Here is a 23624-nt window from a genome sequence, read left to right as displayed (position 1 = left end):
CACGGGCACGCGGAGCGGCCCGACATGGGTCGGGCACGAGTAGCAAAGATACCCGCCCACGTCTACCTGGGTCAAAACGGGGGTACCGCACCCGCGCCTGCAGTAGACATTGCCCTCGGCACTCAGGCTACTCGCGTGACGGAGAACTCGCCTTGAAGCTCAACCTGCTGGTCTACGGCCTCATCGCGCTGGTACTGGTCGTGCCCGGTTACTTCATCATCAGCGACATGTTCTCGGAGCCCGAGGTGGGCGACTGCGCCGAGCCGATCGGCACGTCGGACGGCAGCTTCGACATGGACGAGACCAGCTGCGCGTCCCCAGAGGCGGCATATCGGCTCGTGAAGCTCGAGATGAAGAAATCGTGTCCGCAGGGCGACTACCTCGTCCAGACGGCCAGCAGGGCCGGCAAGCCGGCCGGTCTGAAGCACTACTGCTTCGTGCTCAACGCGAGGGAAGGCGACTGTCTCAGGCGGAGCAGCGCGTTCCACGAGCGCGTCGCGTGCGGCACGAGCGGCTCCCAGCGGGTGTCGAAGATCACCGCTTCCGCCGACCGATCGCTGTGCGGTGACCACGAGGCCCGCACCTACCCCGAGCCCGCCATGACCGTCTGCCTGGAGAAGCCGTGAAGGTCGTCCTCCTCACCGTGACCCTGATCCTCGCCCTGGCTGGATGCTCCGGCTGGCAGGAGCAGGCCGGCGTCGGCGAGTGCGCGAAGCAGGTCGATCTGAACGACACGAACGTCGAAATGGCCGAAGTGGACTGTTCGTCGCAGGAGGCCGTGTACCGCGTGTCTTCACGTGAGCGACGCACGATGTGCCCGACCGGTGACTATCTGACGGAGTCGTCAGGACGGTCGAGGACGAACGGCAAGACGCGGCTCTGCTACGTCCTCAACGTGCAGGAGGGCGACTGCCTCAAGCCGGTCAACCAGTACTTCGAACGCGTGGCGTGCGGCACCGAGACCCGGAAGGTCACGAAGGTCGTCGACGGCCAGTCCGACCGTGCGCTGTGCAACGGGGACGACGCGAAGACGTACTCGCAGCCGGTGAGGACCATCTGCATCTCCAACTGAGCAACGTCGTGGTGACCGCGGCACACCTCGTCGGACTCGTACGTCCGCGGGCCTGATTCACTTGTGCGCGTGGACGACCTGATCGCGGCAATGGCCTCGCTGACCGGCTCTTCGGCCACCCCCGAGGTGCTCGGCGGTGACCGCGGCGACGTCGTGGTGGTGCGCGTCGGTGACGTGGTGGCCAAGGCGCATCCCGCGGACACCGACGTGGACGCGTTGCGGCAGCGAGTGGAGATCGCGGCGGCATATCCCGAGTTGTTGTTGCCGCCGTTGAAGCCGTTGCAGTTCGTGGACGACCGGCCGATCACGGTGTGGCCGTACGGGACGCCGGTGAGTCAGGCCGATGCCGATGCGGCGCCATGGGAGGAGAGCGCGGCACTGCTGGCGAAGCTGCACGCATTGCCCGTGCAAGGGCCCGTGGCCGGTACACCCGAACGGATTGTTCGGGCTATTCGGGCGTTGCCGCCGGAGTTGCCACACGCCGATGTCGTGTTGCGTGCGTTCGAAGTCTTGCCGCCGTTGGACACGAACGGCCGTGCGTTGATCCACGGCGATTGGCATCTCGGACAGCTCGTGCACCGGGGTGCCTGGCGACTCATCGACGTGGACGATCTGGGGGTCGGCGATCCGGTGTGGGACCTGGCCCGACCTGCGGCTTTGTTCGCCGCGGGGGTGCTGCCCGGTGACCTGTGGGCGCGGTTCCTGAACGCCTACCGTGAAACGGGCGGTGTGGCTCTGCCGACAATGGAATGGGAAGCACTCAACATCCCGGCTCAGGCGTACGTTGTGCAGATGGCAGCGCGGGCACTCGTGTCCGGGTTGCAGGCAGTGGAACCGCTGGTTGAAGCCTGTCGTCGGATCGCCACGACGCACGAGAGCAGTGACCGCGGCTAATATCGTATTTGTCCGGTCCCACCGCAGGAGGCTCACCACGATGCAGTGTCCCAAGTGTCATGCGAACATGCGCACGTTCGACCGCATGGGCGTTCACATCGAGCAGTGCGACGGCTGCCGCGGGGTCTTCCTCGACTACGGCGAGCTCGAGTCGATCACGCGCCTCGAGGCCCAGATGCAGGCCCCGCCGCCCGTGGCCGCGCCGCCGCCCGCCGCGTACCCGCAGCCGGCACAGCCCGCCTGGGGCGCCCAGCCGCAGCAGATCCACCACCACCACGGCGGTCACGCGGCCCCGTACGGCTACGGCCACCGCAAGCACCGCGGCCTTGGCGGCCTGTTCTTCTCCTCCTGATCGTGCGACGGCCCCGGATCACTGCTCCGGGGCCGTTGACGACTACCGAAAAAGTAGTGGATAATCGGTAGTCAACGGGAGGAGTAGCCATGTCTGTCGCGACCGAGGCCGCCCACATCCGCGACCTCTTCGACACGATCGAGGAACTCGAAGCCGTCGCGTCATCCCTGTCAGCAGACGACGAACGCCGCCACCGCCTCGACGGCGTAGTGGCCAAAACCCTCCGCCAGGCCCCACCGGTACGTCCCGTGGTGGCAGGCGAACTCCTCGACCTCACCGAGAAGACGGTGAAGGCCTGGGCCAGAGAAGGCGTACTGGCCATCCACAGCCAAGAACCGCGCATGCTGCTCGACACCGTGCGCCTGCACGAAGTCCTTCACCTCGTGTCCGACCTACGCCGCGCAGGCAAGACCCGCGGCCTGATCGACGAAGTCCACCGCCGCCTCAGCGACCAGTCACTGCTGGACCGCCAGGACCTCGCCAACTCCCTGGACGAGATGCGCAGCGGCAGAGGACGCGTGGTCCGCCCGGTTTGATCGAGGTAGTAGAAACCCCCACCGCGCACGCCCAGGCCAACGGCCTGCGCGGCAGAGCCCGCGTGGCCTACGAGCGCTTCCTGGACGAACTGGCGCACTCAGGCTGCGCCGCCCTGGGCTACCGGGTAACGGGCCCAGAACCACTCCCCCGCCTGTGCGTGAAGCACCTACGAGGCCCAGACCGTGTAGTAGTCGCCTTCCCCTCCCCAGAAGTCGTGTGGGTGCTCCTGGTGGGCCCACACGACGACGACCCGGGCCTAGACCTCTACGAGGCCCTGTACGAGATGGCCGGCGTAAGACCACGCCTCTCGGAGAAGCGCACAAAACCCCGCTGCTGCACCGACGAGTCAGGCATCCCACCTCTCGTCGACGAGCACCTCGTCGACGACCTGGTGATCCGAGCCAGAGCCCTGGCCAGAGCCCGCCGCCGCTGACCAACACTCACAGGCCTCCCTAGATCAGGCCTCACCGACAATTTTTCTTGTCAAGACAGCCGGAGTTGTCCTACGCTCTGTTCACCAGACGAACGGAGACCACGATGTCCTTCCAGGCCTACCTCGACGGCGCGGAGAAGAAGACCGGCAAGACCCCGGCCGACCTGCTGACGGAGGCGGCGGGACGCGGGTACGACGGAACCACCAAGGCAGGCGTGTTCCTGGAGTGGCTGAAGACCGACTACGACCTGGGCAGAGGCCACGGCATGGCGCTCTACCACGTGCTGAAGAACGGCACGCAGATCAGCGAGAAGCACGTGGGCACCACAGGCACCCACCGGGACGAGTCGACAACACTCCGCCTGGACGGCATCGCCAACCGCTAAAACGGCAGGCCAAGGCAGGGGTCCCCTTGGATTCAGCGTCCCCCGCGACCCAACGTACAGAGCAGGTCTGACACTCCCGCGAGAGCGAAGCGAAGGCGGAGGCGGCGCGAAGGCCCGGGCGGGGCGGGGCGGGGGCGAGCCGTACTTGGTGCGAAGCCGAAGGCGAGCCGTCCTTCCAAACGGGCTGGGCGGTGGGTCCCGTCACGAGTCGCACCACAGCTCTTGCTGCACCTGGGGATGGGTGTCAAACGGACACGCTCTTCGTCCGTTTGACACCCATCCCCAGGTGTGGCCCGCTCTTGGTGCGGCTCGTGACGGGACCCACCGCCAACGCACCCTCTAAGCAACGCGCGGCCGCCCAAAGCAACAGGCGTGCCATCTACCCGCCCGTGGCGCGGACCCCCCGATCAGATTGCCGGGGGTCTGGGGGCAGAGCCCCCAGGGAAAGCACGCAAGGCGACCAGGCCGCCCGCACGGTGACCACCCCGCAAGGTCGCCACCCGCACGGCGACCACCCACAAGGCGACCACCAGCAAGGCCGCCCCACAAGGCGACCCACCAGCAAGTCCGCCCCACAAGGCACCCACCAGCCCGCCCGCAAAACGCAACCCAGGAAACACAAAACGGCCCCCAGAGCAAAAGCTCCAGGGGCCGTTCAGCACTAAAACCTAGCGGTAATCCCGACCGAAGTCGTAGTCATCCAACGGCACCGCGGCACCAGTCCCAGTACCGAAGACGTCAGGCGTGTAGTACCCGTCGTCGTAAGAAGGAATCGCGTAAGCCGCAGCCCGCGCCTCCTCAGTCGGCTGAACCTGGATGTTGCGGTAGCGGTTGATCCCAGTACCAGCCGGGATCAACTTACCGATGATCACGTTCTCCTTCAGACCGATGAGCTTGTCCGAACGCCCGTTGATGGCAGCGTCGGTCAGCACACGAGTCGTCTCCTGGAACGACGCGGCGGACAGCCACGAGTCGGTCGCGAGAGAAGCCTTCGTGATACCCATCAGCACCGGACGACCGGCAGCCGGCTCGCCACCCTCGGCGACGACAGCGCGGTTGCCGGACTCGAAGTCCGCACGCTCGACCAGCGAACCGGGCAGGAACTCGGTCGCACCGGAGTCGATGATCGTGACCCGGCGGAGCATCTGCCGGACGATGACCTCGATGTGCTTGTCGTGGATCGCCACACCCTGGGCGCGGTACACCTTCTGGACCTCGCCCACGAGGTGCAGCTGCGCCTCGCGCGGGCCCATGACACGCAGGACCTCGTGCGGGTCAGGAGTACCTTCCAGCAGCTGCTGGCCGACGGACACGTGGTCGCCGTCCTGCAGCGGGCCGGTGGCCGTGTTGGCGAGACGCTGACGCTTGGACAGCTTCTCGAACACGATCTCCTCGGAGCCGTCGTCCGGGATCAGCGTGATCTTCCAGAAGCGGTCGCCGTCCTCGATGCGGACGCGACCGTCCACGTCGGCGATCGGCGCCTTGCCCTTCGGGACGCGGGCCTCGAAGAGCTCCTGGACACGGGGCAGACCGGTCGTGATGTCGTCACCGGCCACACCACCCTGGTGGAACGTACGCATCGTCAGCTGCGTGCCGGGCTCACCGATCGACTGGGCGGCGACGATGCCGACGGCCTCGCCGACGTCGACCAGCTGGCCGGTCGCCATCGAGCGGCCGTAGCAGGACGCGCACACACCGACCGGGGACTCGCAGGTCAGCACCGAGCGCACCTTCACGCGGACGATGCCGGCCTCGACCAGCGACACGAGTGCCGGGTCGCCGAGGTCGTCGCCGCGGTTCAGGACCAGGTTGCCCTGCGCGTCGGTGATGTCGTCCGCCACCGTGCGGGCGTAGACCGAGGTCTGCGCGAACTCGTGCATGCCGACCTTGTCGCCGAGCTGCTCGCCGACGGTCATCTGCACACCGCGGGTGGTACCGCAGTCGACCTCGCGGATGATGACGTCCTGCGAGACGTCCACCAGACGACGGGTCAGGTAACCCGAGTCGGCGGTACGCAGCGCGGTGTCGGCCAGACCCTTGCGGGCACCGTGCGTCGCGATGAAGTACTCGAGCACCGACAAGCCCTCGCGGAACGAGTTCTTGATCGGGCGCGGGATGTACTCACCCTTCGGGTTGGTGACGAGACCACGCATACCCGCGAGCGAACGGACCTGCGTCATGTTGCCGGCGGCGCCGGACTGCACGATGACGCGGATCGAGTTGTCCTCGGGGAAGTTGTCTTCCATGATCTCGTGGACCTGCTCGGTGGCCTTGGTCCACACCTTGACCAGCTCGGAGTTGCGCTCGTCGTGCGAGAGCTGACCGCGCTGGTAGCGCTTCTCCACCGCGTCCGCGAGGCGCTCGTGCTCCTCGAGGATGTCCTGCTTCGCGGCCGGCACGAGGACGTCCGAGATCGCGACCGTCACACCGGAGCGGGTGGCCCAGTGGAAACCGGCGTCCTTCAGCTTGTCCAGCGTCCGGGCGACGGTGACCATCGGGTACCGCTCGGCCAGGTCGTTGATGATCACGGCCTGCCGCTTCTTGGGCATGACCTCGTTGATGAAGGCGTAGTCCTGCGGCAGGATCTCGTTGAACAGCACGCGACCCAGCGTGGTCTCCGCGAGCCACGGCTGACCGGGCTCCCAGCCTTCGGGCTCCTGGCCCTTGGGCGGGTTCTTGTCGGAGACGCGGATCTTCACCATCGACTGCAGGCCGAGAACCTTGCGGTCGAACGCCATCAGGGCCTCGGCGGGCGACGAGTACGAGTGACCCTCGCCCAGGTCGCCGACCTTGTGCCGGGTCAGGTGGTACAGACCCGTCACCATGTCCAGACGCGGCATGGCCAGCGGCTTGCCGGACGCCGGGGACAGGATGTTGTTCGACGACAGCATCAGGACGCGGGCTTCAGCCTGCGCCTCGGCGGACAGCGGCAGGTGGACTGCCATCTGGTCACCGTCGAAGTCGGCGTTGAACGCTTCACAGACCAGCGGGTGCAGCTGGATGGCCTTGCCTTCGACCAACTGGGGCTCGAAGGCCTGGATGCCGAGGCGGTGCAGCGTGGGTGCGCGGTTGAGCAGCACCGGGTGCTCGGTGATGACCTCTTCCAGCACGTCCCACACGGCCGGGCGCGCACGCTCGACCATCCGCTTGGCGGACTTGATGTTCTGCGCGTGGTTGAGGTCCACGAGCCGCTTCATCACGAACGGCTTGAAGAGCTCGAGCGCCATCTGCTTGGGCAGACCGCACTGGTGCAGCTTGAGCTGCGGGCCGACCACGATGACCGAACGACCGGAGTAGTCGACGCGCTTGCCGAGCAGGTTCTGGCGGAACCGGCCCTGCTTGCCCTTGAGCAGGTCGGACAGCGACTTCAGCGGGCGGTTACCGGGACCGGTGACCGGGCGGCCGCGGCGGCCGTTGTCGAACAGCGCGTCGACGGCCTCCTGCAGCATCCGCTTCTCGTTGTTGACGATGATCTCGGGCGCGCCGAGGTCGATCAGTCGCTTCAACCGGTTGTTGCGGTTGATGACGCGGCGGTACAGGTCGTTCAGGTCGGACGTCGCGAAACGGCCACCGTCGAGCTGCACCATCGGGCGCAGGTCCGGCGGGATGACCGGGACGCAGTCCAGCACCATGCCCTGCGGGTTGTTGCGGGTCGCCTGGAAGGCGGCAACGACCTTGAGGCGCTTGAGCGCACGCAGCTTCTTCTGGCCCTTGCCGCTGCGGATGGTCTCGCGCAGGATCTCGGACTCGGCGTCGACGTCGTAGTCACCCAGAAGCTTCTGGATGGCCTCCGCGCCCATGGCACCGGTGAAGTAGTCGCCGTAGCGGTCGTACAGCTCGCGGTAGAGCAGCTCGTCCGCGATCAGCTGAGCGCGCTCGAGCTTGGTGAACGTGGACCAGATCTCGTCGAGGCGGTCCAGCTCGCGCTGGGCGCGGTCGCGGAGCTGGCGCATCTCACGTTCGCCACCCTCCTTGACCTTGCGGCGCACGTCGGACTTGGCACCCTCGGCCTCGAGCTCGGCCAGGTCGGCCTCGAGCTTCTGGGCGCGGGCCTCCACGTCGGCGTCGCGACGGTTCTCGACGCGCTTGCGCTCGACCTGCATCTCGCTCTCGAGCGTCGGCAGGTCGTTGTGGCGCAGCTCCGCGTTCACGCCCACGATGACGTAGGCGGCGAAGTAGATGATCTTCTCGAGGTCCTTGGGGGCCAGGTCGAGCAGGTAGCCCAACCGGCTGGGGACGCCCTTGAAGTACCAGATGTGCGTGACGGGAGCGGCGAGCTCGATGTGGCCCATGCGCTCACGACGCACCTTCGCACGGGTCACCTCGACGCCGCAGCGCTCACAGATGATGCCCTTGAAGCGAACGCGCTTGTACTTGCCGCAGTAGCACTCCCAGTCCCGGGTGGGACCGAAGATCTTCTCGCAGAACAAGCCGTCCTTCTCAGGCTTGAGCGTGCGGTAGTTGATGGTCTCGGGCTTCTTGACCTCGCCAAAAGACCACTGGCGGATGTCGTCCGCGGTCGCGAGACCGATGCGGAGCTCATCGAAGAAGTTGACGTCGAGCACGTCTACTCTCTTCCCCTTTTTAGATCGGTGGCAAAGGAGCTGGTCGGAGGGCCGGTGAGAGGGACGCGGGAGGCATCCCTCTCACCAGCCGGCGAGGTGACTAGTTGACGACGTCGTCCACGGAGGGCGACTCGGACCTCGACAGGTTGATGCCGAGGTTCGCGGCCGCGCGCTCCAGGTCCTCGTCGTCGCCGTCGCGCATCTCGATCGCGGCACCGTCCGAAGACAGGACCTCGACGTTGAGGCAGAGCGACTGCAGCTCCTTGAGCAGCACCTTGAAGGACTCCGGGATACCGGGTTCCGGGATGTTCTCGCCCTTGACGATGGCCTCGTAGACCTTCACGCGGCCAAGCACGTCGTCGGACTTGATGGTGAGAAGTTCCTGCAGGGTGTATGCGGCGCCGTACGCCTGCATCGCCCAGCACTCCATCTCACCGAAGCGCTGACCACCGAACTGCGCCTTACCACCCAGCGGCTGCTGCGTGATCATCGAGTACGGGCCGGTGGAACGCGCGTGGATCTTGTCGTCCACCAGGTGCAGCAGCTTCAGGATGTACATGTAGCCGACCGACACGGGGAACGGGTACGGCTCGCCGGAGCGGCCGTCGAAGAGCTGTGCCTTCCCGTTCTCCTTGACCATGCGCTCGCCGTCGCGGTTCGGGATCGTCGAGCCGAGAAGGCCCGTGATCTCCTCTTCCTTCGCGCCGTCGAACACGGGGGTCGCGGTCTTGGTGCCGGGCTCGACATCCATCAGGTCCTCGGACAGGTTCTTCGCCCAGTCCGGGTCCCCGTTGATGCTCCAGCCCTGCTTGGCGATCCACCCGAGGTGGGTCTCCAGCACCTGGCCGATGTTCATACGACGCGGCACACCGTGCGTGTTCAGGATGATGTCGACCGGCGTGCCGTCCTCGAGGAACGGCATGTCCTCCGCGGGGAGGATCTTGCCGATGACGCCCTTGTTGCCGTGGCGGCCGGCGAGCTTGTCACCGTCCTGGATCTTGCGCTTCTGGGCCACGTAGACGCGGACGAGCTCGTTCACGCCCGGAGGCAGCTCGTCGTCGTCCTCACGCGAGAAGACGCGGATGCCGATGACCTTGCCGTACTCACCGTGCGGCACCTTGAGCGACGTGTCGCGAACCTCGCGCGCCTTCTCACCGAAGATCGCGCGGAGCAGGCGCTCCTCCGGCGTCAGCTCGGTCTCGCCCTTGGGCGTGACCTTGCCGACGAGGATGTCGCCCGGCTGGACCTCGGCACCGATGCGGATGATGCCGCGCTCGTCCAGGTCGGCCAGGACCTCTTCGGAGACGTTCGGGATGTCCCGGGTGATCTCCTCGGCGCCGAGCTTCGTGTCGCGGGCGTCGATCTCGTGCTCCTCGATGTGGATCGAGGTGAGAACGTCGTCCTGCACGAGGCGCTGCGACAGGATGATCGCGTCCTCGTAGTTGTGGCCTTCCCACGGCATGATCGCCACGAGCAGGTTCTTGCCGAGCGCCATCTCGGCGTTCTCGGTGCAAGGACCGTCGGCCAGAACCTGACCCGCCTCGATCCGGTCGCCCTCGTTGACGATGGGCTTCTGGTTGATGCAGGTGCCCTGGTTCGAGCGACGGAACTTGTGCAGCGCGTAGGTGTTGCGCGCACCGTCGTCGGCCATGACGGTGATGTAGTCGGCGGAGACCTCCTCGACCACACCCGTCTTCTTCGCGACGACGACGTCACCGGCGTCGACGGCGGCGCGCAGCTCCATGCCGGTGCCGACGAGCGGCGACTCGGAGCGGAGCAGCGGCACTGCCTGACGCTGCATGTTCGCACCCATCAGGGCGCGGTTCGCGTCGTCGTGCTCGAGGAACGGGATCATGGCGGTCGCGGCCGACACCATCTGGCGCGGCGAGACGTCCATGTAGTCGACGTCGGTCGGGTCGATGAACTCGACCTCGCCGCCCTTCTTGCGGACCAGGACGCGGTCGTCGGTGAAGTTGCCGTCCTCGTCGGTCGGCGAGTTCGCCTGCGCCTTGACGAAGCGGTCTTCCTCGTCCGCGGTCAGGTAGTCGATCTGCGCCGTGACGCGACCGTCGGTGACCTTGCGGTACGGCGTCTCGATGAAGCCGAACGGGTTGACCCGCGCGTAGCTCGAGAGCGAACCGATCAGGCCGATGTTCGGGCCTTCCGGCGTCTCGATCGGGCACATGCGGCCGTAGTGCGACGGGTGGACGTCGCGGACCTCCATGCCGGCGCGCTCACGGGACAGACCACCGGGACCCAGCGCCGACAGGCGGCGCTTGTGGGTCAGACCCGCGAGCGGGTTGGTCTGGTCCATGAACTGCGACAGCTGCGAGGTGCCGAAGAACTCCTTGATCGCCGCCACGACGGGACGGATGTTGATCAGGGTCTGCGGCGTGATGGCCTCGACGTCCTGCGTGGTCATGCGCTCGCGGACGACGCGCTCCATGCGGGACAGACCGACGCGGATCTGGTTCTGGATCAGCTCGCCGACCGTGCGGAGGCGACGGTTGCCGAAGTGGTCGATGTCGTCGACCTCGACGGGCACGTCACCGCCGGCGGCGGCGTCCATCATCGTCTCGCCGGCGTGCAGGCGAACGAGGTACTCGATCGTCGTGACGATGTCGTCCTCGGTCAGGACACCGGTGTTGATCTCGGTGTCCAGGCCCAGCTTCTTGTTGACCTTGTACCGGCCAACCTTCGCCAGGTCGTAGCGCTTGTCCTTGAAGAACAGGTTCTCCAGCAGGGCCTGCGCCGACTCCTTCGTCGGGGGCTCGCCGGGGCGCAGCTTGCGGTAGATGTCGAGCAACGCCTCGTCGGTGCCTGCGGTGTGGTCCTTCTCGAGCGTGGTCAGCAACGTCTCGCTGAACGCGAACCGCTCGCGAATCTGCTCCGTGCTCCAGCCCAGAGCCTTCAACAGCACCGTCACCGGCTGGCGACGCTTCCGGTCGATGCGGACACCGACGGTGTCGCGCTTGTCGACGTCGAACTCCAGCCAAGCACCCCGGGACGGGATGATCTTGACGCTGAAGACGTCCTTGTCGGTCGTCTTGTCGACCGCGGTGTCGTAGTACACACCGGGCGAACGCACGAGCTGAGAGACCACCACGCGCTCAGTGCCGTTGATGATGAACGTGCCCTTGTTCGTCATCATCGGGAAGTCACCCATGAACACCGTCTGGCTCTTGATCTCGCCAGTGGTGTGGTTGGTGAACTCCGCCGTGACGAACAACGGTGCCGCGTACGTCATGTCCTTGTCCTTGCACTCTTCGGTCGAGGCCTTGACCTCGTCGAAGCGCGGGTCGGAGAAGGACAGTGACATGGAGCCGGAGAAGTCCTCGATCGGCGAGATCTCGTTGAGGACCTCTTCGAGGCCGCCCGTCGGAGTCTCGTCGCCGGCGTCGACGCGGCGCTGGAACCACGCCTCATCGCCGGTGAGCCATTCAAAGGACTGGATCTGCAGGTCAAGCAGGTTGGGCGTCGAAAGCGGCTCGTGAATCTTCGCGAACGAGACCCGCTTCGGCGCTCCAGGGATCCCCGACGTGGAGTTGGTCGCAGCAGTGGCCTTGGTCGCGCGAGAGATCGCCAAGATGCGTCCTTCCAGGGACAGGTAGCTGGCTAGAGCGAACTAGCACGGCTGTCAAGGGTGCGGCGATGCCCGCATAATCCACGCTCTCGGCGAAGGGCAAGCGGAAAATGGGCAGCGCAAAGGGGCAGTCTAGCCACGCGCACGGCGACTGTCGAGAGGCACCTGGAAGGACCCTCCTCTTGCTCACCGACAGAGTGACCCTGCATGAGCGCGCAGTCAAGATGTTGCGGGCCGATCCACCCTCTGGATGGAGCGCTGTTTACTTGAAGTCACCCATTTGACCTGCACAAACACGTGTACGGCCGATTTGGTGGGAAGTTGGCGGCTTCAAGTGAACTTACAGAGCGCCACAGGATTTGGTGTGACCGAGATCACGCGTGTCGGGGCTGGCGGAGGGGGTCTCAGCGGTGCTTCTGGGGCTGATCTGACGACCTCACGGCAGTGTTGATCTTAGGGGACGAAGATCAGGTACCCGCCACCGGCCCGCCCCAAACGACTGGGCGTCAGCAGCCCTGCATCTGGCGGTTCTGCTCCGCCGTCGCCCCGAACATCTCCATGTTGTCGATCTTCCAGCGGCCGCCGTCGTCGATCGCGCTCACGCGGAGCATGGCGGTGCCGCCGCCCGACTGGTTGTCGGTGGTGCGGGTGGTGACCTGGTCGGCGAAGACCAGGACGGTGGCGTGGCCGTCCTTGAGAGACGACACGGCCGAGGACACCACACGGACCGTGACGACGAGCTTCTGCTGCGGCGCCACTTCCTTCACCGGGCCGAACACGGCGTTGTACTGGCACAGGGCCTTGCCGGTGAGCAGTTCCTTGGCCGCCTTCTCGGTGGACTCCACGTCGGCGAAGTTGTACGAGAACGACTTCTCCACGGCCTCGCGGACCTGGCCGTTGACCGCCGAGGTGCCGGCCGAGTCGACCAGGGCGGCGTCGTAGGACACCGACCGCGACTTCACCAGGAAGAACGTGCCCAGGCCCGCCATCAGGAGCCCCACGAGCACCAGCGCCACCGGCAGCACCCAGCCGGGCGCACCGGTCTTCTGGGCGGCCTGCTCAGCGGCCGGTTCGGTCTCCTCGGCGGCGGGTTTCTCCACCACGTCGGACTTCTTGGCGGCGGCCTTCTTCTTCGGCGCGGCCGGCGGCGTCCAGTCGAGGGCTTCCGGGGCTTTGAGCTCTGCCTCTTCGGCCACCGGCGCCGGCACGACCTCAGCGGGCACGACCTCAGCGGGCACGACCTCAGCGGGCACGACCTCCTGCGGCGCGTCCTCGACCACCGGCTCCGCGGCCGGCTCGACCACGGGGTCGGCGGCAGCGCGCCGGCTCAGGCCGGCCACCTTCGGGCGGCCTCCTGCGGGCGGGGTGGGGATCGGGCGGCGGCGGGATGGAGGCACGTGCACTCGTTCCAATCAGCTCTGGCGGAATCAGACGCCTGCCCGCAGCGGACCCAGCTGGCTGAGCTTCCAGCCGTCGTCGGTGCGGGTGAGCTTGGTCAGGTACCGGTTGATCTTGGTGACCTTCTGGCCGTTGTCGGGGGTCACAGTGCTCTCCACGACGGCGATCATCGACGCGCTGCCTGCGCGGTCGTCCAGCTCGGTGATCGCGGCGTCCAGGACCTTCGACGTCGTCACCGACTTGGCGTCGACCAACTGCTTCTTGCGCGAGTCCTTGTCCTTGTCGATCTCCGCGCGCAGGTCGCCGGTGGACGAGTTGAGCCAGCGCTGGAGGTCCTCGTCGACCTTCTTGTAGTCGAGGGTCAGGAAGTTCGTGATGCCGACCTGGCCGGACCGCAGGGCGTCGTCGCGCGTGGCGGCGTACGACGACTCCGACGAACTGGCCGACGAGTACCAGACGAAGCCGCTGAACACCGCGAACACGAACGCCACCACCGCGAAGACCGCGGCGGCCACCGTGAAGACCCGCACTACTTCTTCCCCTCTGGCAGACCGAGCAGCTGGCCGAGCGACGTCAGCAACGGCAGCTCCGGCGCGGCCTGGCCCGTTGTCGGTTCCTGGCCCGGCTGCGTCGTCGCGTTGCCGACCGGCGTGGTCGGCGTTCCACCGTACGGCGCATTCTGCGAGCCTCGCACCGACGTCGCCGACCCGCGCGCGAGAGCGCAGTACGCCTGCGTGTTCAGCGGCGCGGCCGAGGTGTCACCACCGGGACGGATGGTCGTGCCCTCGTATCCGACCGTGCACGGCATCGGGTCGAACACGTTCAACGCGAGCCCGAAGTGCGCCGACCCGTCGCCAGGAGCAACGGAGAAGCCACCGCCGACGGCGATGGGGTACGTCACCGCGATCTGTTCCAAACCATCACGCCTGGTCACGAGGATGTTCGACGTGGTCAGCAGGTTCGCGAAGACCACCCCGAGGTTCGGCCCGCTCTCCTTGAGCAACGCCGACACCTGCTCGGACGCCGGCGGCACGGCCACGATCAACCGCCGCAGGTCGCCGTCGGAGGCCTTCAGCTGCTCGGCGAGCAACCGCAGGTCACCGCTGAACGACCGGATGGCGCCACCGGACGCGGCCTGCGTGGCCAGCACGATCCGCCCGTCCTGCAACAGCTGCGTCGTCTGCGGCAGGTGCTCCTTCGCCGCCGCCGTGAACGCCGCGGTGTTGTCGATCAGCACCTGCAGGTCGCCACCGGTCCCGCTGAACGCCGTGTGCAGCTCGTCGACGACCGTCCGGAGGGAGTCCGTCGGCACCGACGACGCGAAAGCGTCCAAATTGGACAGAAGTCCGTCGACCGGCGGCGGCGTCTTGGTGGCCGAGCGCGGAATGACCGACCCCGCCTCCAGGTACGGCGCGCCGTCGCTCTTCGGCCGCAGGTCCACGTACTGCTCACCGACGGCCGACCGGTTCGCGACGACGGCCTCGGTCTCGGCGGGCACGCGCGGCGCGTCCGCGTCCAGTTCCAGGTCGACCTCGATGCCGTCCGAGGTCAGCCGCAGCTGCCCGACCCGGCCGATCGTGACGCCGCGATAGGTCACCTCGGCGTTGGTGAAGATGCCGCCCGAGTCCGCGAGCTGCATCGTCACGACCGTGGACGCCGACTTGAACAAGCCGACGTAGGTCGCGCTGACGTAAGAGATGCCCAGCAAAGCGACCAGCACGAACGCGCCGATCTTGAGCCTGGTCCCCCGCGTGATCACTTGCGACCACCTCCCAGCAGACCGCCGAGCAGGTCGCCCAGCCCGGACCCGGTGCCCTGCCCGAGGTTCGGCAGCGGGATGTTCGGCATCGGCAACGGCGTGCCCTGCGACGGGATCAGCGAGTCGATCGGCGACTGCCGCGACCGGCTGAGGTTGTCGAGCACGGTGCCGAGGTTCAGGTCGAGGTCGATGAACGCGTTGGTGTAGTCGCCCTTGATGCCGTCGACCGCCTCGTCCGGGAACGGGTAGGTCAGCAGCAGCTCCAGCGACTTCGGCAGGTTCTGCCCCGACTCGGCGAGCTTGGTCAGCGTCGGCTGCAACGCCTTCAGGTCCGCCACGACGTCGTCGCGGCTCCTGTTCACCGTGTCCGTCGCGACGTCGGAGAGCTTGTCCAACGACTGCAGCAGCGTCACGAGCTGCGTGCGCTGTTCGGCCAGCACCTTCAGACCGGGCTCCAGGTCCGTCAACGCCACCGCGATCTTCTCGCGCTGCTGCGCCAACGTCCCGGCCAGCCGGTTCATCGAGTCGAGCGCGCGGACGATCTCCGCCTTGTGCTTGTCGAGCTCCCCGACGAACGTGTTGAGGTTGCCGAGCAACGAGCGGATCTCCTTCTCGTTGCCCTGCATCGCCGCGTTGAGCTCCTTGGTGATGTTCTGCAGCTGCGCGACACCACCGCCGTTGAGCAGCATCGACAACGCCCCGAAGACCTCTTCGACCTCGGGGTTCCTGTTGGTCCTGTCCAACGGGATCGTGGCGTTGTCGGCGAGCTTCCCGCTGGCGTCCTTCGGCTTGCCGAGCTCCACGAACTTCTCGCCGAGCAACGCGGACTGGCGCAGCTTCGCGAACGCGTTCGCCGGAAGCTGCACGTCGCCGTTGACCAGCATGGTCACCTCGGCGGTCCAGCCGTCGGCACCCAGGTCGATCTGCTCGACCCGCCCGACCGGCACGTCGTTGACCTTCACGCCCGCCTGCGGCACCAGGTCCAGCACGTCCTTGAACTGCGCCTTGACCCGGTACGGGTGATCTCCGACGTCGGCGCCACCGGGCAGCGGCATGTTGTAGACGCCGTCGAACCCGCCGGAACCACAGCCCGACACGAGCAACAACGCCGTCAGCCCTACGACCAGCTTCCTCACTGGGGCACCCCCGCGAGCGGCAGGGGCAACGGCAGCTTGCCCACGTTCAGGTCGCTGATGACCTCGGCCGGCGACTTCAACGGAATCGCGCCGGTCAGCAGAGGCTCCAGCTGCTTGCAGGTGTTCGTCAGCACCGGCGGCACGTTGTTCGGCGTCGCCTGCTGGATCAGCTTGCAGATCAGCACGATCGGCGGCTGGTTCAGCTCGTTGATGTTCGCGCGGGTGTCGAGCGTGCCCGACGCCGCGTTGTAGGAGTTCTGCAGGTTGCCCAGCGCCAGCGGGGCGACGTCGAGCGTCTCGGCCAAGGCCCCCCGCTGGTTCACCAGCACCTGCGTGATCGAGGCGAGTTTGTCCACATTGGACTTGAGCGCCTCGCGGTTGTCCTTGATGAAGCCCTGCACGAGTCCCAGCGCGGTCGCCAGCTCGCTCAAAGCCGCACCGAGGTCCCCGCGTTCGTCCGCGAGCATCTTCGACACGTCCGCGAGCTGCTTGTTGAAGTCGCGCACCTGGCTGTCGTTGGCCGCCAGCATCGCGGTGAACTTCTGCAGGTTGTCGACGGTCGCGAACAGGTCCTCTTTGGACCCCGACAGCGTGCGGGTGGCCTGGCCGAGGTTCTTCAACGTGTCGTTGAGCGCCTGGCCGTTGCCCTCGAGGTTCGCGGCCGCCGAGTTCAGCAGGTCCGCCAACGCCCCGTCGGCGTTCGCGCCGTTGGGACCCAGCGCGGTCGTGAGCTTGTCGAGCGACGAGTACAGCTCGTCCAGCTCGACCGGCGTCGCGGTGCGCTCGCGCGGGATCACGGCGTTGTCGGCCAGCGTCGGCCCACCGGTGTAGGCGGGCGCGAGCTGCACGTACCGGTCGCTGACCACGCTCGGCGAGACCACGACGGCCTGCGCGTTCTCCGGCACCCGCACGTCGCGGTCGACGGTGAACACGACCTTCACGGTCTTGCCCTCCGGCGTGACCTCGTCGATGGTGCCGACCTTCACGCCCAGGACCCGCACGTCACCACCGGGATAGACGCCGACGGCCGCCGCGAAGTGCGCGGTGACCTTGCGGCCGTTCATCCCGTTGAAGACCCACCAGAGCCCGGCCGTCACGACCAGCGCGAGAACGCACGCGATCGCGATGAACCGGCCGACCTTGCTGTTCGCGACTTCCGTCATCGCTGCACCCCCGGAGGCAGGCAGCCTTCCTCGTTGAACCCGACGACGCCGAGGTTCACCGAGGGCGGCAGCAGACCGCAGATGTAGGTGTCGAACCAACGGCCGTTGCCCAGGGTGTTCGCGAACACCCGGTAGAACGGCGCCATCAGCGCGAGGCTGCGGTCGAGGTTCTCCTGGTTGCGCTCCAGGATCGTGGTGACGCGGCCGAGCTGCTCCAGCGCCGGCTTGAGCTGGTTCTGGTTGTCGTTCACCAGGCCGCTGAGCTCACGGGCCAGGTCGCGCGTGCCGGTCAGCAGCGCGCTGATCGACTCACGGCGCTTGCGCAGCTCGCCGAGCAGCAGGTTGCCGTCCGACAGCAGCTTCTCGAACTCCGCGTTGCGGTCGGCCAGCGTCTTGGTCAGCTGCCTGGTGTTGTCCAGGAGCTTCGCCAGCTGCTCGTCGCGCGAGGAGATCGTCTTCGACAACGCGGACAGACCGTCCAGCGCGCCCCTGACGTGCTCCGGCGAGTTCTTGAACGTGTCGGACAGGACCGTGAAGCTGTCCGCGAGCTGCTTGGTGTCGATCTGCCCGACCGTCGTCGCGAGCCCGTTGAACGCCTCGTTCACGTCGTACGGCGCGAGCGTGCGTTCCTTCGGGATCGGGCTGCCGGGCGAGAGCGGCTGGGTGCCCTGCGGGTCCAGTGCCACGAACTTCTGGCCCAGCAGCGTCTTGATGCGGATCATCGCGGTCGTCCGGTCGCCCACCCAGGCGTCCTTGACCTTGAACGTCACCCGCACCTTGTCGCCGTTGAGCTTGACCTTGGTGACCTTGCCGACCTTCACGCCGGCGACGCGGACCTCGTTGCCCGGCACCAGTCCCGCGGCCTCGCTGAAGTCGGCGGCGTAGCTCGTGCCACCGCCGACGATCGGCAGGTCGTCGGAGTAGAACGCGGCCAGCAGCAGCAGGGCGATCAGGGTCAGGCTGATCGCGCCGGTCCGGATCGGGTTGGAGGTCTTCATCGGCGGCACCTCTGCTGTGTCACCGGCAACGCCGTGATCGGGATCGGGTTGTTGATGATCGGCGGCACGGCGACCTGGCCGCTGGCCTCGCACAGGTAGAAGTTGAACCACGAGCCGTAGGTCGCGGTCCGCGTGATCGTCTCCAGCTTGTTGGGCAGGCGCTGCAACATGCGGTCGACGAGCACCTCGTTGTCTCCCAGCGTCTTCGAGACGATGCCGAGCTGCGCGATGTCGTTCTTCAGCGGCTCGCGGCCCTGCTCCAGCAGCCCGGAGGTGGCCTGCGTCAGGTCACCGAGCGCGGTGATCGCGTCCCCGATCGGCTGGCGGTCCTGCGCGAGCCCGGACACCAGCGTCTGCAACGTGATCACGAGGTTGTTGAAGTCCTCGTCGCGCGAGTTCACGGTCTCCAGCGCGGTGTTGAGGTTGTCGACGACATCGCCGATCACCTTGTCCTTGCCGGCCAAGGTGCTGGTCAGCGAGGCCGTGTGCTGGAGCAGGCTGTCGATCGTGCTGCCTTCTCCCTGCAGCACCTGGATGATCTCGAACGACAGCTTGTTCACGTCGTCGGGCGACAGCGCCTGGAAGAGCGGCTTGAAGCCGTTGAACAGCACGGTGAGGTCCAACGCGGCTTTCGTCCGCTCCAACGGGATCGTGCCGCCCTCGGCCAGCACCGCCTTGGTGTCACCGGTTCCGGACTCCAGCGCGATGTACCGCTGCCCCACCAGGTTGCGGTACTTGATCGTCGCCGTCACCGCCTCGGGGAGTTTGCGGTCGCCGTCGATCGAGAACTCGACCTCGGCGGTCTTGCGGTCGACGACCTTGATCCCGTCGACCTGCCCGACGCGGACGCCGGCGATGCGGATGTCGTCGCCCTCGTTGAGCGCGGTGACGTCGGTGAACTGGGCCTTGTACTCGGTGGCGCTGGCCAGGTTCACGTTGGCGATGGTGACGGCGAGCAGTGACGTGGCGAGGATCGTGACCACGGCGAAGGCGATCAGCTTGAGGAGTGGAGCGAGGACGCCCTTCACTTGACGGTCACCTCCGTTCCGCGAACCAGTGGCCCGAGCAGCAGGCTCGACCAGCCGGGCATGTCCTGCGGGTCGACGCCGATGCGCGGGCCGAAGAGCGCCGCGATCAACCTGGCCTCCTCCGGCGAGTTGGCGAGCCGCAGCACGTCAGCGGACTGCGGCACCGTCACGTTGCCCGCGGTGGCCGGCGGCAGGATCCCGTCGTTCGCGACACGGGCGGGCGGCGGCGAGCTCGACCCGTCCTGCACCGGACCCTCCGGCGGGTACTGCGGAAACGGGTTCGGGCGCGGGATCAGGTCGTAGCAACGGGGTCCGCGCTTGTCCTTGTACTCGGGCTCGTCGAGGTTCGGCTTGTACTTGCCGCGGTTCTGCGTGATCTCCAGCGTGATGTGCAGACCGGGCTCGTTGGTGCCCTCGCCGAACGCCTTGCTGATCACCGGCTCGAACTCCGCGAGCCCCTTGAGCAGGCACGGGTACTCGGGCGCGTACTTCGCGAGCAGCTCCAGCGTCGGGCGGCCGGTGTCGGCGAGCGCGATGATGTTGTTCTTGTTGACCGTGACGAAGCTGGTGACGTCCTGCGACGTCGTGGTCAGCGACCCGTAGAGCGCCAGCAGGTTCTCCCGCTGGTCGACGACGGTCTTGGTCGTCGTGGTCATGTCGTTGAGCGCCTGCAACAGGTCCGGCGCGGCGTCCGCGTAAACGTTCGAGACGTCCGCGAGCCTGGAGATGTTCTCCTTCAGCGCCGGCAGCTGCGGGTTGAGCTCGCCGAGGTAGGAGTCGAGCGACACCAGCGTCTCGCCGAGCGGCTTGCCGCGTCCGTCGAGTGCCTGCGACAACGCGGTCAGCGTGGTGGCGAGCTTCTCCGGCTGGATCGCCTGGAGCACCGGCATCAGGTTGTCCAGCACGCGTTCGAGCTCGATCGCGCTGCTCGTCCGGTCCTGCTCGATGACGGCGCCCTGCGTGATGGCCGCGCTCTTCTGCTGAGGCAGCACGAGGTTCACGTACCGCTCACCGAACAACGTCTTGGGCAGCAGCCGCGCGCTGACGTTGGACGGGATCTGCTCGACCTTGTCCGGCAGCAGCGCCAGCTCCAGCTCGGCGCCGTCGCCGCTGGTCCGGACGGCCTTCACCGAACCGACGATCAGCCCGCGCACCTTGACGTCGCTCGCGGTCTGCAGCTGGTTGCCGATGTGGTCGGTCTTGAGCGTGACCTTCACGTAGTCGCTGAAGGCGTCCTTGTAGAGCGCCACCGTGAGCGACAGGAACATGGCGATCGCGAGAAGGAAGGCGATGCCCAGCACGCGTTTCCTCATCCGGCGATCCTCACCGTCGTCGTCGCGCCCCAGATCGCGAGGCTCAGGAAGAAGTCGAGCAGCGCCGTCGTGACGATCGCGGTCCGCACCGCGCGCCCGACCGCCACGCCGACACCGGCCGGACCGCCGGACGCGCGGTAGCCGTAGTAGCAGTGGGTCATGATGATCACGACCGCGAAGACCAGCACCTTGCCGAACGACCAGAGCACGTCGATCGGCGGTAGGAACAGGTTGAAGTAGTGGTCATAGGTACCCGCGGACTGCCCGTAGAACTCCACGGTGATCGTTCTGGCCGCCAGGTAACTGGTCAGCAGCCCGATCACGTACAGCGGGATGATCGCGACGAACCCGGCGATGATCCGCGTCGTCACGAGGAACGGCAGGCTGGGAATCCCCATGACCTCCAGCGCGTCGATCTCCTCGGAGATTCGCATGGCGCCGAGCTGAGCCGTGAAGCCGGACCCCACGGTCGCGCTAAGCGCCAGCCCAGCGACCAACGGCGCGATCTCACGGGTGTTGAAGTAGGCGGACACGAACCCGGCGAAGGCAGACGTGCCGATCTGGTTGAGCGCGGTGAAGCCCTGCAAACCGACCACGGTGCCCGTGAACACGGACAGCCCGACCATCACGCCGATCGTGCCGCCGATGACCGCGAGCGCACCCGACCCGAAGCTGACCTCGGCCAGCAGCCGCATCGTCTCCTTGGAGTACCGCTTCAACGCGCGGGGCGTCCAGGCCAGCGCCTTGATGTAGAACGACAGCTGGTCGCCGAACCCGTCGAGGGTGGAGAGCACCTTGTTCGCCATCAGCTCCCCTTCGCGGGCACGACCTGCAGGTAGATCGTGGTGAGGACGAAGTTGACGAAGAACAGCAGCAGGAACGTGATGACCACGGCCTGGTTCACCGCGTCCCCCACGCCCTTGGGCCCGCCGGCGGGGTTGAGCCCCCGGTACGCGGCCACGATCCCGGCGATGAACCCGAAGATCAGCGCCTTCAGCTCACTGATCCACAGGTCCGGCAGCTGAGCCAACGCGGAGAAGCTCGCGAGGTACGCACCAGGCGTGCCGTCCTGCATGACCACGTTGAAGAAGTAGCCACCCATCACACCGACGACGCTGACCATGCCGTTGAGCAGCACGGACACCAACATCGCGGCAAGAACCCGAGGCACGACGAGCCGATGGATCGGCGAGACACCGAGCACTTCCATCGCGTCGATCTCTTCGCGAATCGTCCGAGACCCGAGGTCCGCACAGATGGCCGAGCCACCGGCCCCCGCGATCAGCAAAGCCGTCACGATCGGACTGGCCTGCTGAATGATCGCGAGCACGCTGGCCGCACCCGTGAACGACTGCGCGCCGATCTGCCGAGTCAGCGACCCGAGCTGAAGTGCGATAACCGCACCGAACGGAATGGACACCAGCGCCGTGGGCAACACCGTCACGCTGACGATGAACCAACTCTGCTGAATGAACTCGCGAAGCTGGAACGGCCGCCGGAACGTGGTCCGCACGACGTCGATCCCGAGCTGACACAACTTCCCGGTCTCCCGCAGCGCACCAGCACCGGGGAACGAGGTCTGAGTGGTCACAGAACACCACCCTGCCGAGGCCACGGGCTGGGCGAGGGCGCGGCAGCCGGCGCACCAACATGCACGCCGTACCGCACCTGCTCCTCAGTGGTGAGACTCTCGATGATCCCCTGCTGAGCCTGGTAGGGCAGCTGATGGATGATCGACATGACCCGGTCCTTGCGCCGCCGCACAGCGTCCCGGAACGGCAGCCCTGGCGTCGGCTCGATCTGCGGGATGATCCCCCGAACGTCCTCAGACGTGGACCCGTCGGAGTGCCCAGCGTCCGCGTGCGCCTGCTCAGCCGCCATCGTGGCCGTGTCCTTCTCCTCGGACATGCCGATGGGCCCGAGCCGCCGCCCGTTCAAAAACTGCTCAACAACAGGCTCATCGCTGGTCAGCAACACCTCGCGCGGCCCGAACATGACAAGCTCGCGCCGGAACAACATCCCCAGGTTGTCCGGCACGGTACGAGCAATGTTGATGTTGTGCGTGACGATCAGAATGGTCGCGTCGATCTGGGCGTTCAAATCGATCAGCAACTGACTCAGGTACGCGGTGCGCACCGGGTCCAACCCGGAGTCGGGTTCGTCGCACAAAATGATCTCGGGGTCGAGCACCAGCGCACGGGCAAGACCAGCCCGCTTGCGCATACCGCCGGAGATCTCACCGGGCAGCTTCTTCTCCGCCCCGACGAGACCGACCATCTCCATCTTCTCGAGGACGATCCGCCGAACCTCGGCCTCCGTCTTGCGAGTGTGCTCCCGCAGCGGAAACGCGATGTTGTCGTACAGGTTCATCGACCCGAACAACGCGCCGTCCTGGAACAGCACGCCGAACATCTTCCGAATCTCGTACAACCGATGCTCAGAGCACCGCACGAGATCCGTCCCGTTGATAATGATCTTGCCTTGCTCCGGCTTGAGCAGCCCCACCAGCGACTTCAGGAACACGCTCTTGCCGGTACCGGAAGGCCCGAGCATCACGCTGACCTCACCCGGCGGCAACGTGAGCGTGACGTCCTGCCAGATGGTCTGCTTGCCGAAGGACTTGGTCAGACCCTCGACGACCACCTCGACGCCCATCCGCACCTCCGCACACGCCCGAGGACGCCGCAGCGATCGGCGTCACACCTGGGCAACGAGTTCGTTCGCGGCAGGTTACTCACCAGTTGGCCTAATGGCGGTTGCGTTCAGATAACACCACACAGGGTGACCTCGCAAAACGGGCACGAGACCGTAGACCACCACCCGACAACCGGGAATTACGAGACCGATGTGACCCCAAACACACCACAGACCACCCGCGAAGCCGAAGGCGAGCCGTCCTACCGAACGGGCCCGGCGGTGGGGTCCCGTCACGAGTCGCACCACAGCTCTTGCTGCATGCCTGAAGGGGTGTCAACTCGACACGCTTTTCGTCGAGTTGACACCCCTT

The 23624-nt window shown here is 66.6% G+C and carries 20 protein-coding genes; 7 read left to right on the top strand and 13 right to left on the bottom strand.

The window, feature by feature from the left end:
- The first annotated feature begins 152 nt into the window (after window positions 1-152).
- The 7 genes from ACIQF0_RS39120 (at window position 153) to ACIQF0_RS39090 (ending at window position 3674) form a co-directional block, all read left to right on the top strand.
- The gene (locus tag ACIQF0_RS39120) at window positions 153-626 is read left to right on the top strand and encodes a hypothetical protein (RefSeq protein WP_401038623.1); all 474 of its coding nucleotides are present in this window, start codon (window positions 153-155) and stop codon (window positions 624-626) included.
- Complete coding sequence (locus ACIQF0_RS39115; RefSeq protein ID WP_401038621.1) at window positions 623-1072, top strand: hypothetical protein; 450 nt, start codon at window positions 623-625, stop codon at window positions 1070-1072. Before ACIQF0_RS39120 ends, ACIQF0_RS39115 begins: the two co-directional genes overlap by 4 nt.
- Before the next feature lie 69 nt (window positions 1073-1141).
- Window positions 1142-1966: a phosphotransferase gene (locus ACIQF0_RS39110; RefSeq protein WP_360049043.1), complete on the top strand. Its 825-nt coding sequence runs from the start codon at window positions 1142-1144 to the stop codon at window positions 1964-1966.
- A gap of 67 nt (window positions 1967-2033) precedes the next feature.
- Window positions 2034-2318 carry a zf-TFIIB domain-containing protein gene (locus ACIQF0_RS39105; RefSeq protein WP_396425382.1) on the top strand — a complete coding sequence of 95 codons (285 nt, stop codon included), beginning with the start codon at window positions 2034-2036 and terminating at the stop codon, window positions 2316-2318.
- A gap of 89 nt (window positions 2319-2407) precedes the next feature.
- Window positions 2408-2854, top strand: a complete 447-nt coding sequence (locus tag ACIQF0_RS39100) for a hypothetical protein (RefSeq protein ID WP_360049040.1) — start codon at window positions 2408-2410, stop codon at window positions 2852-2854.
- Window positions 2851-3288, top strand: coding sequence for a hypothetical protein (locus ACIQF0_RS39095; protein ID WP_401038618.1), 438 nt, complete (start codon window positions 2851-2853; stop codon window positions 3286-3288). Before ACIQF0_RS39100 ends, ACIQF0_RS39095 begins: the two co-directional genes overlap by 4 nt.
- Window positions 3289-3392: 104 nt before the next feature.
- Window positions 3393-3674 (top strand): DUF4287 domain-containing protein, encoded by a 282-nt coding sequence (locus ACIQF0_RS39090; RefSeq protein WP_401038615.1) that lies wholly within the window; start codon window positions 3393-3395, stop codon window positions 3672-3674.
- Window positions 3675-4342: 668 nt separating this feature from the next.
- On the opposite strand, the gene ACIQF0_RS39085 is transcribed toward ACIQF0_RS39090, so the two are convergent.
- From ACIQF0_RS39085 to ACIQF0_RS39025, 13 genes are all read right to left on the bottom strand, one after another.
- On the bottom strand, window positions 4343-8239 hold the full coding sequence (locus ACIQF0_RS39085; RefSeq protein WP_360049199.1) for a DNA-directed RNA polymerase subunit beta': 3897 nt from the start codon (window positions 8237-8239) through the stop codon (window positions 4343-4345).
- 100 nt (window positions 8240-8339) lie between these two features.
- Window positions 8340-11825 carry a DNA-directed RNA polymerase subunit beta gene (locus tag ACIQF0_RS39080; RefSeq protein ID WP_401038611.1) on the bottom strand — a complete coding sequence of 1162 codons (3486 nt, stop codon included), beginning with the start codon at window positions 11823-11825 and terminating at the stop codon, window positions 8340-8342.
- Window positions 11826-12328: 503 nt separating this feature from the next.
- Window positions 12329-13219 carry a hypothetical protein gene (locus tag ACIQF0_RS39075; RefSeq protein WP_401038609.1) on the bottom strand — a complete coding sequence of 297 codons (891 nt, stop codon included), beginning with the start codon at window positions 13217-13219 and terminating at the stop codon, window positions 12329-12331.
- 30 nt (window positions 13220-13249) lie between these two features.
- Window positions 13250-13750: a hypothetical protein gene (locus tag ACIQF0_RS39070; protein ID WP_360049204.1), complete on the bottom strand. Its 501-nt coding sequence runs from the start codon at window positions 13748-13750 to the stop codon at window positions 13250-13252.
- Entirely contained in the window at window positions 13750-14979 is a 1230-nt protein-coding gene (locus ACIQF0_RS39065; protein WP_401038606.1) for an MCE family protein, read from the bottom strand. Before ACIQF0_RS39065 ends, ACIQF0_RS39070 begins: the two co-directional genes overlap by 1 nt.
- Window positions 14976-16115 carry an MCE family protein gene (locus tag ACIQF0_RS39060; protein WP_401038603.1) on the bottom strand — a complete coding sequence of 380 codons (1140 nt, stop codon included), beginning with the start codon at window positions 16113-16115 and terminating at the stop codon, window positions 14976-14978. Before ACIQF0_RS39060 ends, ACIQF0_RS39065 begins: the two co-directional genes overlap by 4 nt.
- Window positions 16112-17278 (bottom strand): MCE family protein, encoded by a 1167-nt coding sequence (locus tag ACIQF0_RS39055; RefSeq protein WP_360049207.1) that lies wholly within the window; start codon window positions 17276-17278, stop codon window positions 16112-16114. Before ACIQF0_RS39055 ends, ACIQF0_RS39060 begins: the two co-directional genes overlap by 4 nt.
- Window positions 17275-18276, bottom strand: a complete 1002-nt coding sequence (locus ACIQF0_RS39050) for an MCE family protein (protein ID WP_401038601.1) — start codon at window positions 18274-18276, stop codon at window positions 17275-17277. Before ACIQF0_RS39050 ends, ACIQF0_RS39055 begins: the two co-directional genes overlap by 4 nt.
- On the bottom strand, window positions 18273-19304 hold the full coding sequence (locus tag ACIQF0_RS39045; RefSeq protein WP_401038599.1) for an MCE family protein: 1032 nt from the start codon (window positions 19302-19304) through the stop codon (window positions 18273-18275). Before ACIQF0_RS39045 ends, ACIQF0_RS39050 begins: the two co-directional genes overlap by 4 nt.
- Window positions 19301-20617 carry an MCE family protein gene (locus ACIQF0_RS39040; RefSeq protein ID WP_401038596.1) on the bottom strand — a complete coding sequence of 439 codons (1317 nt, stop codon included), beginning with the start codon at window positions 20615-20617 and terminating at the stop codon, window positions 19301-19303. Before ACIQF0_RS39040 ends, ACIQF0_RS39045 begins: the two co-directional genes overlap by 4 nt.
- Window positions 20614-21423, bottom strand: a complete 810-nt coding sequence (locus tag ACIQF0_RS39035; RefSeq protein ID WP_093606336.1) for an ABC transporter permease — start codon at window positions 21421-21423, stop codon at window positions 20614-20616. The genes ACIQF0_RS39040 and ACIQF0_RS39035 overlap by 4 nt, the downstream gene beginning before the upstream one ends.
- Window positions 21423-22208: an ABC transporter permease gene (locus tag ACIQF0_RS39030; protein ID WP_360049213.1), complete on the bottom strand. Its 786-nt coding sequence runs from the start codon at window positions 22206-22208 to the stop codon at window positions 21423-21425. Before ACIQF0_RS39030 ends, ACIQF0_RS39035 begins: the two co-directional genes overlap by 1 nt.
- Complete coding sequence (locus ACIQF0_RS39025; protein WP_360049215.1) at window positions 22205-23272, bottom strand: ATP-binding cassette domain-containing protein; 1068 nt, start codon at window positions 23270-23272, stop codon at window positions 22205-22207. Before ACIQF0_RS39025 ends, ACIQF0_RS39030 begins: the two co-directional genes overlap by 4 nt.
- Window positions 23273-23624 lie beyond the last annotated feature (352 nt).

The organism is Lentzea sp. NPDC092896 (assembly GCF_044754905.1).
Classification (GTDB): Bacteria; Actinomycetota; Actinomycetes; order Mycobacteriales; family Pseudonocardiaceae; genus Lentzea.
The sequence above is the reverse complement of the archived record's forward strand: the minus strand, read 5'-3'. Positions and strand labels throughout refer to the sequence as shown.